Below are 428 nucleotides of genomic sequence, written 5' to 3' on the forward strand. Positions count from 1 at the left end.
GTACCCGGGCCTGCAGGCATCTTGCGGCGACCATCCATTCGGGTCCAATTCAATCGTTGATGCGTGCGATAGCTTTTGCGAATGGTTGCGGTGCTTCCGGCCTGCGGGACGGAGCACAATAGACCCCCTTGCCTGCGTGCAGCGCAGCGGCTCCGCCGGGATGCCGTCCTGCCCTGTACCCGCCCAATGCCCGGCGAACGCCGCGCGGGCACCCCCCGACGCCACCGAACAGAGAGTTCCACCGCCTTGTCCCCCGCGCTTTTCGTCCTGCACGACGTTTTCGGCTACGAGCATTTCCGCGGCCCGCAGGAGGCCATCGTCGAACACGTGATCGCTGGCGGCGATGCGCTGGTGCTCATGCCCACGGGCGGCGGCAAGTCGCTGTGCTACCAGGTGCCTGCCATCGTGCGGCGCGATGCGGGCAAGGG

At 67.3% G+C, this 428-nt stretch carries 1 protein-coding gene; it reads left to right on the forward strand.

Annotated features, from left to right (window positions below; all coding sequences use genetic code 11):
* Positions 1 to 186: 186 nt before the first annotated feature.
* On the forward strand, positions 187 to 428 hold a 242-nt coding region (locus AC066S_RS39565), incomplete at its 3' end, for a DEAD/DEAH box helicase (protein WP_478272024.1).

It is taken from the genome of Bradyrhizobium sp. CFUWI (genome assembly GCF_056429085.1).